Here is a 9,558-nt window from a genome sequence, read left to right on the forward strand (position 1 = left end):
AGGGCCGGGCCGGGCCGGGCCGGGCCGGGCAGGCAGCGCCAGGGCCGGGCCGGCCGGCCGCGCCCGCCCTACGCGGCGAGCGGCACGAGCGCCTCGTGGCGCTGCGCGGTGACCATGATCGGCAGGTGGTCTGAGGAGCCCCGGCCGAGGGTCTGCACGCGGTTGATCTCGAACCCGGTCGACGTGACGAAGTCGTAGTGCCCGCGGAACAGCAGGTACCGGTTGTAGGTGCGCTTGTCAGAGAAGTTCGTGTCGTAGCCAGACGCCCGCACGTGCGCGGTCAGCCGGTTGTGAAACACGGGGTAGTTGTAGTCGCCGACCATGATGGAGGGCAGGCCGGGGCCGATCGCCGCGAGCTCATCGATCGCGGCGCTGATCTGAATGCGGCGCAGCGAGTTGCGGGCGGTCAGCGGTGCCGCGTGGAACGAGGCGGCGACGAAGTCGGAAGCGGTCTCACGGTCGTGGATCCGCGCAGCGAGCAGCCGCTCGTGTGCCGGGGCGAGCAGCCGGTCGTGCAGCGACTTCTTCAGCTGGAAGGCGTCGGCCGACCGCACCTCGAACCGCTCGGAGTTCACGTACATTGCCAGGCCGAGGCGGTTGCGTTCGGTCGCTCGCACGAGCGACAGCGAACCGATGCGCGACGGCAGATTGAGGGTGTCGGCCTCTTGCAGGCAGAGCAGCTCAGCGTCGTGAATATCGACGAGGGTAGCGAGTTCACCGATGGCGCGATTCTTGCGCAGGTTGTAACTAATCGTCTTCACCCGCACAAGCATACGTCGAGATACCTATGGTTTAACCGTGTGCGTGGTTTCTGCGGTTTTTGCCAGGGAAGTCGCCTCAATCGCCAGGGTTTCTCGTACAGCGCGCACAGCTGGCGACTCCGCGTTCGAGATGCGGGCGGCCGTAAAGATGGTGCGGTGCGGGTCGCCCGGCAGGTCGATCATGCGCAGCCTCGTCTCGGCGCGCACGAGCCCGGGCAAGAGCGCGACGGCGTTGCCCGATTCGATGAGCCTGACGTGCGCCTGCAGGTCGGCGGTTTCGTAGCGCACGTCTGGCTCGAAGCCGGCGCTGCGGCACGCCTGCTCGGCCCAGTGCCGCGAGGCGGCGCCGCGCGGCTCCATCACCCAGGGCAGCGCGGCCGCGTCTTCGAGGCGCTCAACGCGGTGGAAGTCGACGTCGAAATCGGTGCCGGCGGAGGTGCCGGCGGAGGGGCCAGCGGACGGGGCGGCGGCGGGATCGGCGCCAGCAGATGCGCCAGCGCCCGCATCGCCGTGCCGCGGCGGCAGCGCGAGCTGGATCGCGTCGTAGGTGAGCGGCTCATGGTCGAGACCCGCGAATTGGGCCGCGGCATGCCCCGGGTACTGCTCGGCGACGACAAGGTCGAAGCCGCGCACCCGGGTCTCGTGCAGCGCGGTCTCTGGCTCGTGCTGCACCATCTCGACGCGCAGGCTGGGGTACTCGGTGCGCAGGCGGCGCAGCGCCTGCGGCATGATCGCGAGCACAGCGGTCTGAAACACCGCGACGCGCACGGTACCTGCGACTTCGCCGCGCACCTTGTGGGCGGCCGTTTCGGCGCGCTCGAGCCCGGCGAGCAGCTCCTCGGTTTCGGCGACGAGGGCATCAGCGGCGGCGGTGAACTCGAGGGTGCGGCCGACGCGGCGCAGCAGCGGCGTTCCGACCTCCTTTTCGAGCAGCGCGAGCTGCTGCGAGACCGCCGAGGGGCTGTAGTTCAGGGCCTCGGCGACCTGCACGACGGTGCCGCGGGCAGACAGCTCCCAGAGCAGCCGCAGGCGTTTCATTTCGAGCACGCTGGCCCCCGTTCGTTCATTAAGTGTTACTTCACATTATTCCTCAGAAAGCGTCGCTTTACTTCAAGCTTGCGAGGAAGCACACTTAGCTCATCGGGCTAAGGGCGCCCGCACCCGCGCGCGCCCGCACCCATGTATGAAAGGACCGCCGTTGTCTCAGGCAACCCCACGCCCCCAGGACCTCGCTACCGAGGCCGTTGAGCTCGCACGTAAGTGGATCACCGAGGCCGCCAGCATTCCCGCTGACGCCTCGGCAGCACGCCTCGCAGGCGTGCTGCGCGACCCCAACGGGCTCGACTTTACTGTCGGCTTCGTTGACGGCGTCGTGCGCCCCGAAGACCTCGGGGTCGCAGCGAAGAAACTCAAGGAGCTCGTGCCCCTCACCCCCGGCTTCCTCCCCGGCGTGATGCGCGGCGCAATCGGCCTGGGCGGCGCGTTCGCAAAGCCCATGCCAGGCGTCGTCGTTCCGATCGCACGCAAGGTGCTGCGCCAGATGGTGAGCCACCTCATCATCGATGCGACCGACTCGAAGCTCGGCCCGGCCATCGCAAAGATTAAGCGCGACGGCGTTCGCCTGAACGTGAACCTCCTCGGCGAGGCAATCCTCGGCCAGGGCGAAGCTGAGCGCCGCCTCGCCGGCACGCATAAGCTGCTCTCCCGCCCCGACGTCGACTACGTATCGATCAAGGTCTCCTCGACCGTGGCCCCCCACAACCACTGGGCATTCGACGAGGCGATCGAGCACATCGAGTCGCAGCTCGTGCCCCTCTTCGAGCGCGCCGCGGCAGCATCGCCGAAGAAGTTCATCAACCTCGACATGGAGGAGTACAAGGATCTCGACCTCACCCTCGAGGTCTTCACCCGCATCCTCGACCGCCCCGAGTTCCTCGACCTCGAAGCCGGCATCGTGCTGCAGGCCTACCTGCCCGACGCACTCGGCGCGATGATCCGCCTGCAGGAGTGGTCGGCGAAGCGCGTCGCCCGCGGCGGCGCCGCGATCAAGGTTCGCCTCGTCAAGGGCGCAAACCTGCCGATGGAGCTCGTCGACGCAGCCGTCCACGGCTGGCCGGCAGCGACCTGGGGCTCGAAGCAGGATTCTGACACGAGCTACAAGGCAGTCCTCGACTACGCCCTCACCCCCGAACGCGTGAAGAACGTGCGCCTCGGCGTCGCTGGCCACAACCTCTTCGATCTCGCTCTCGCGTGGCTGCTCGCAAAGGGCCGCGGCGCGGAGTCGGGCCTCGAGGTCGAGATGCTGCTCGGCATGGCGACCGGCCAGGCTGAGGCAGTGCGCCGCGACGTCGGCGGACTGCTCCTCTACGTACCCGTCGTGCACCCCGAAGAGTTCGACGTTGCCATCTCCTACCTCATCCGCCGCCTCGAAGAGGGCGCGAGCCAGGAGAACTTCATGTCGGCCGTGTTCGAGCTGAACGACAACCAGCAGCTCTTCGAGCGCGAGAAGAACCGCTTCCTCGCGTCGCTCGGCGAGCTCGAGGGCATCACCGCAGACGGCGACCCCGCAAACTACAACGTGCCGCCGTCGAACCGTGTGCAGGATCGCCGCGTCTACGACGAGGCCGGCGCCGCTGCACGCGTCGAGGCGCTCGTCGAGATGGGCCGCAAGGGCGAGTTCGACAACGCCCCCGACAGCGATCCGGATCTGCCCGGCAACCACGTGTGGGGCCGCGAGATCGCGAACCGCATGGTCGCCTCGAAGCTCGGCGACACGCTCGTCGCCGAGGCACTCGTGGAGTCGGCCGAAGACCTCGAGGCGATCGTCGCCCGCGGCGTCGCAGCTGCCGACGGCTGGCAGGCGCTCGGCGCCGACGAGCGCGCCCGCATTCTCTACCGCGCCGGTGAGAAGCTCGAGGCCCGCCGCGGCGAGCTGCTCGAGGTCATGGGCTCAGAGTGCGGCAAGACGCTCGACCAGGGCGACCCCGAGGTCTCTGAGGCGATCGACTTCGCGAACTACTACGCGATGCTCGGCCAGGTCATCGGCCAGGTTGACGGCGCGAAGTACAAGTCGCAGAAGCTCACCGCCGTGATCCCGCCGTGGAACTTCCCGGTCGCCATCCCCGCCGGCGGCACGCTCGCTGCCCTCGCTGCTGGCTCGGCCGTGATCATCAAGCCCGCGTCGAACTCGGCGCGCTCGGGCGCTGTAATGATCGAGGCGCTGTGGGAGGCCGGCGTGCCCCGCGACGTGCTGCAGTTCGTGCAGTTCGCTGACCGCGCGCTCGGCTCGAAGCTCGTCTCCGACCCCCGCATCGACCGCCTGATTCTCACCGGCGCCTACGAGACCGCAGTGAACTTCCGTGAGCTCCGCGCAGATCTGCCGATCCTCGCAGAGACCAGCGGCAAGAACGCGATCATCGTCACGCCGAACGCAGACCTCGACCTCGCGGCGAAAGACGTCGTGCAGTCGGCATTCGGCCACGCGGGCCAGAAGTGCTCGGCAGCGTCGCTCGTCATTCTCGTCGGCTCGGTCGCTACCTCGAAGCGCTTCCGCGGGCAGCTGCTCGACGCGGCCCGCTCACTGAAGGTCGGCACCCCCGAGAACCTCGAGACCCAGATGGGCACGATCATCACCGCCCCCGACGGCAAGCTGCTGCGCGGCCTCACCACCCTCAGCGCCGGCGAGAAGTGGCTCATCGAGCCCAAGCCCCTCGAGAGCGACAGCCCGCTCGCTGCCGACAAGAAGGGCGGCAACAAGCTCTGGAGCCCTGGCGTGCGCGATGGCGTGAAGCGCGGCTCCGAGTACCACCTCACCGAGTACTTCGGCCCGATTCTCGGCATCATGACCGCGGCGACCCTCGACGAGGCGATCGACATGGTCAACGAGATCGACTACGGCCTCACCAGCGGCCTGCACTCGCTCGACCGCGACGAGATGGCCCTGTGGCTCGACCGCATTCAGGCCGGCAACCTCTACGTCAACCGCGGCATCACCGGCGCGATCGTGCGCCGCCAGTCGTTCGGTGGCTGGAAGAAGTCGGCGATCGGCGCTGGCACGAAGGCCGGCGGCCCGAGCTACCTCTACGGCCTCGGCGAGTGGGAAGACGCGCCCGTGCAGGCAGCGCTCACCGCGCCGCGCCCGGCGGCAGCCCCGATTCTCACCGCCGCGCAGCAGGCCGGTGTTTCGGGCGCTGACCTCGAGTGGCTGCGCGCGGCCCTCGGCACCGACGCGGCAGCGTGGGAGTCGGAGTTCGGCGTCGCCCGCGACGCCTCGGGCGTTGGCGTCGAGCGCAACCTGCTCCGGTACCGCGCCGTGCCCGTCACGGTGCGGGCGGCGGCTGACGCGCCGATCCACCACGTCGTGCGTACCGTCGCGGCAGGCGTCGCCGCGGGCAGCCGCCCGTCGGTGAGCACCCCGGCGGCCCTGCCCGAGCCGATCGCGAAGGCGTTCAAGGCGGCCGGCGTCGAGATTCACTTCGAAGACGACGCGGCCTGGGCCGCTCGTCTCGGGCGCATCGCGGCGCAGGACGGCCCGAACGCGAGCGCACGCATCCGCGTCATCGCCGGCGCGAGCCGCGCCGAGGCGCTGCAGGCGATCACCGCGGCAACCGGCGGCAAGCCCGACGTCGCGGTCTACGGCGGCGACGTCGTGGCGGCCGGTCGCGTTGAGATGCTGCCGTTCATGCACGAGCAGGCAGTCTCGATCACCGCGCACCGGTTCGGCACACCGAACACGCTGTCGAAGGGCCTGATCTAAGGCCTTCGGCCGGAGGGGCCGGGAACCGCAAGGGTCCCGGCCCCTCCGCACGTTCGGGGTTACCGTAGTAGCAACCCCTCAGACCACCCACCGATCTCTCCCCGATTTCACCCCACAGCAGCACCGCCCCAACGCACCCAACGGAAAGGCGACACCGATGTCTGACCAATTCTTCCTCTACCTCGCGCTCGGAATCTATTTCGCAGTCATGCTCTTCATCGGCTGGCTCGCGTTCCGGCGCACGAGCGATCACGAGGGCTATATGCTCGCGGGCCGCGGCCTGCCGCCGTGGGTCGCCGCGCTCTCTGCCGGCGCCTCCGACATGTCGGGGTGGCTCATTATGGGCCTGCCCGGCGCGATCTTCGCGACCGGTCTCATCGAGGGGTGGATCGCCGTTGGCCTGCTCGTCGGCTCCTACCTCAACTGGCGCCTGGTCGCCCCGCGCCTGCGGGCGTACTCCGAGGTGTCGAAGAACTCCATCACGGTGCCGAGCTTCTTCGAGAACCGCACCCGCGACCGGTCGCGCCTGCTGCGCTCGGTGTCGAGCGTCATCATTCTCGTGTTCTTCACGCTCTATGCCTCTTCGGGCATGGTCGCCGGCGGCAAGTTCTTCGAGAGCGCCTTCGGCGGCGACTACTTCGTCGGCATGCTGCTCGTCACCGCCGTCACCCTCGGGTACACGCTGTTCGGCGGCTTCCTCGGAGCGTCGCTCACCGACGTCGTGCAGGGCCTCATGATGGTCGTCGCGCTCATCGTGGTTCCGGTCGTCGCGATCTTCACGATCGGTGGGTTCGGCGAGACGGTGAGCATCGTCGAGACGGTCGGCGCGGCGAATCTGTCAATCTTCGGTGGCGGATCCATGACTACCGGCGCCGTCGTACTCGTCGTCGTCTCGGGGCTCGCCTGGGGCCTCGGCTACTTCGGCCAGCCGCACATCATCGTGCGCTTCATGGCGCTGCGCACCCCGGGTGAGGCGAAGTCGGCCAGGCGCATCGCGACGTCGTGGCAGTTCCTCTCGCTCTTCGGCGCGGTCGCCGCGGGCCTCGTCGGCATCGCCTACTTCGACAAGTTCGGCGGCGCCCCGAGCGACCCAGAGACGATCGTGCTGCTGCTCTCGCAGGTGCTGCTGCACCCGCTCGTGTCGGGTCTCGTGCTCGCCGCGGTGCTCGCCGCGATTATGAGCACCCTGTCGAGCCAGCTCATCGTGTGCTCGTCGGCGCTCGTCGAAGACCTCTACCGCATCATGCGCAAGACCCCGCCGGCAGAGAAGACCCTGGTGATTCTCGGCCGCGTCGGCGTGCTCGCCGTCGCCATCGTGGCGGCGCTGCTCGCTATCAGCCCGAACGACTCGATTCTCGGGCTCGTGAGCTTCGCGTGGGCCGGCTTCGGCGCGGCCTTCGGCCCGATCGTGCTGCTCAGCCTGTACTGGCGAAAGCTCACGAACTGGGGCGCGCTCACCGGCATGATCGTGGGTGCCGTCACCGTGTTCGTCTGGAAGGCGTTCGACACCGGCCTGTACGAGCTGCTCCCCGGCTTCGTCATCGCGCTCATCGCCGCGATGCTCGTCAGCCGCTTCACCTACACCGAAAACTCCGAGATTCAAGAAGAGTTCACGACGACAACGAGCCTCGTGATTCCCGGCAGCACCACAAAGTAACAGCGAGCATCAGGGGGCGGGGTATGGCCTCGCCCCCTGATCCGCCCCCTAAAAAAAATATCTCTGCACACCGAAAGACGCACCGCAATGACGCAGTCTCCCTCCCAGCACGGCTGGATCCACACGACCGATTACCACACTGGCGGTGAGCCGTTTCGCATTGTGCACGAGGGGGCGCCCGCGCTCCCCGGCTCGACCGTCGGCGAGCGCCGCGTCGCCGCGATCGCGAACGCGGCCGGCGCCGACACGCTGCGGCAGCTGCTCTGCAACGAGCCGCGCGGCCACGCCGACATGTATGGCGGCTTCATCACCCCGCCAGACGACGAGGGCGCGGCCTTCGGGGTGCTGTTCTGGCACAAAGACGGCTTCTCGACCGCGTGCGGGCACGGCACCATCGCGCTCGGCGTGTGGGCGACCGACACGGGGCTCGTCGAGAGCGACCCCGACGGCGTCACCGAGGTGACGATCGACGTGCCGTCGGGCCGCGTCGCCGCGCTCGTCGAGCGTTCGGGCGGCAAGCTCGTCGGCGCGACCTTCCGCAACGTCGCCTCTCACGCCATCGCGCGCGGCGTCACCGTGCAGACATCGCGCGGCGAGGTCACCGCAGACCTCAGCTACTCGGGGGCGATCTACGCGTCGGTGCGGGCGGCAGATCTCGGCCTGGCCGTCGAGCCGGCGCAGTACACCGACCTCATTGCGCTCGGCCGCGAGATCAAATGGGCACTCAACGACTCCGCCGAGGCGCAGTTCGCCGACGACCCGCGGCTCTCGGGCGTGTACGGCACGATTCTCTGGGACGACCTCGGCAGGCACGACGGCGGCCCGGCGCAGCGCAACATCACCGTGTTCGCCGACGGCGAGGTGGATCGCTCCCCCTGCGGCTCGGGCACCGGCGCCCGCGTCGCGCTGCTCGCCGATAGCGGCGACCTCGGCTCCGCAGAGACGCTCGAGCACCGATCGATCGTCGACACCGAGTTCGCCGCGCGCTGGGAGCCGGGCGCCGCGCGCCCCGACGGCACCCAGACCGTCATTCCGCTCGTCACCGGCACCGCGTACCAGACCGGCGAGCACCGCTTCATGCTCGACCCGGCCGACGCGCTCGGCACCGGGTTCACGCTGCGCTAAGCCCGCCCCGGCGCGGGTTCGGCTAGCCTGGGAGCGACCCCACCCCGCGACAACCTATCTAGGCAAGCACCGGGCCGCATATGGCAGTTGTTGTCGCTTCGCCGCAGCTATGGCGACAACACCTGCCATATGTATTGCTCGGGGCTGGGGGATGCGGCGCTGGGGGCGCCACGGGGAAACAGATGAGGGGGTGAGGGCGAGGTCTTGGTGAGAACCGTTCGAGTGGCCGTGAGCGCTGCTGCGCTGGGCGCCGCTAGCGAGCCGGTACCCGCGGCCTCAGTTTCGCCGGCGCTCAATGCCCTGGGTCTTGCCGGGGTTGCAGCGGGGCTCATTGGCACGGGCCTCGTGATACGAGGCGTCGCACTGTCGTCGTTTCATCTCGGAGTGATGATCAGCCTACTCAGCCTGCTGATCTTCCTCCTCGGATTAGCCGCCCTGCACCTTGTGCTTGATGCCCGCCCAAACAGGGTCAGGTATATCGCCAACGAGCCTTTCGTCTGGTTCTCCCAAGCCCGGGTCTTGCCCCTCACGGTTGCTTGGGGAACGGCCGTTCTCGCGACAGCGATCGCCATCTTTTCGTTCCTGTCCATCGCTACCGGGCTGCTCGATGGCGCGGGCAACGCCCTGCGTGAGGTCTCGCCGCTCGCCTGGGTGCTCGCTTTCGTGTGTTCGATCGCCACCTGGTTCGCTTGGCGGGAGGTGGTTCGTGCTCACCGCAGCCCTCTCGGCGTACAGCTTCGACCGAACGGAATATCCTTCGTCACCGGTCAAGCTGCGGTCATGCTGTCTTGGCAGCAGCTCGACGATGTGATCGCCGATACGGTTCGCAAGCACCCTGGTGCTCAAAGTCGGCAGCTACCGTGCGTGAGGGTCGAAACAGAAAGCGGCCGAAGCTACGCTATCAAGGCGATCGAGCTCGGCTCCGACCCGAACGTCGTCGCCGCGTTCATTCGCTACTACCGCGACAACCCCCGGGAGCGCGAGCGACTCGTCGACCCCGCGACGGCGATCAGCCACTTCAGCGAGGCACAGGAGACCCGTTGACAGGGCCTCGAAAGCGCCCAGACCCCGGCACCGGTTCGGCTAGCCAGGAAGCAACCCCACCCCGCGCCAACCAATCTAGACACGCACCGGGCCGCATATGGCAGTTGTTGTCGCTTCGCCGCAGCCATGGCGACAACAACTGTCATATGTAGCGCGCGGCGCTAGCGTGCGCGGCGGCGCGGCGGCGCAGCGCGGCAGCGCGGCAGCGCGGCAGC

General features: G+C 68.4%; 6 protein-coding genes. 4 read left to right on the plus strand and 2 right to left on the minus strand.

The features are described from left to right. Positions 1-68 precede the first annotated feature (68 nt). Both ABD115_RS08070 and ABD115_RS08075 read right to left on the minus strand, forming a co-directional pair. Positions 69-761, minus strand: coding sequence for an endonuclease/exonuclease/phosphatase family protein (locus tag ABD115_RS08070; protein WP_343960071.1), 693 nt, complete (start codon positions 759-761; stop codon positions 69-71). Between the two features lie 24 nt (positions 762-785). Then, complete coding sequence (locus ABD115_RS08075; protein WP_343960073.1) at positions 786-1,808, minus strand: LysR family transcriptional regulator; 1,023 nt, start codon at positions 1,806-1,808, stop codon at positions 786-788. 136 nt (positions 1,809-1,944) lie between these two features. On the opposite strand from ABD115_RS08075, the gene ABD115_RS08080 reads away from it, so the two are divergent. From ABD115_RS08080 to ABD115_RS08095, 4 genes are all read left to right on the plus strand, one after another. Further along, positions 1,945-5,517 (plus strand): proline dehydrogenase family protein, encoded by a 3,573-nt coding sequence (locus ABD115_RS08080; RefSeq protein WP_343960075.1) that lies wholly within the window; start codon positions 1,945-1,947, stop codon positions 5,515-5,517. Positions 5,518-5,674: 157 nt separating this feature from the next. Continuing rightward, a complete protein-coding gene (gene putP / locus ABD115_RS08085) occupies positions 5,675-7,174 on the plus strand; it encodes a sodium/proline symporter PutP (RefSeq protein ID WP_343960077.1) in 1,500 nt (499 codons plus the stop codon). A gap of 87 nt (positions 7,175-7,261) precedes the next feature. Next, positions 7,262-8,299 (plus strand): proline racemase family protein, encoded by a 1,038-nt coding sequence (locus ABD115_RS08090; RefSeq protein WP_343960079.1) that lies wholly within the window; start codon positions 7,262-7,264, stop codon positions 8,297-8,299. 207 nt (positions 8,300-8,506) lie between these two features. Continuing rightward, complete coding sequence (locus tag ABD115_RS08095) at positions 8,507-9,343, plus strand: hypothetical protein (RefSeq protein ID WP_343960081.1); 837 nt, start codon at positions 8,507-8,509, stop codon at positions 9,341-9,343. The last annotated feature ends 215 nt before the right edge of the window (positions 9,344-9,558 follow it).

Origin of the sequence: Leucobacter albus (assembly GCF_039528015.1) — a bacterium.
GTDB classification, from domain to species: Bacteria; Actinomycetota; Actinomycetes; order Actinomycetales; family Microbacteriaceae; genus Leucobacter; species Leucobacter albus.

What these genes read in the sequence shown, in the direction of transcription:
- putP (WP_343960077.1), top strand. Translation starts at nt 5,675, where the DNA reads ATGTCTGACCAATTCTTCCTCTACCTCGCGCTCGGAATCTATTTCGCA.
- ABD115_RS08090 (WP_343960079.1), top strand. Translation starts at nt 7,262, where the DNA reads ATGACGCAGTCTCCCTCCCAGCACGGCTGGATCCACACGACCGATTAC.
- ABD115_RS08080 (WP_343960075.1), top strand. Translation starts at nt 1,945, where the DNA reads ATGAAAGGACCGCCGTTGTCTCAGGCAACCCCACGCCCCCAGGACCTC.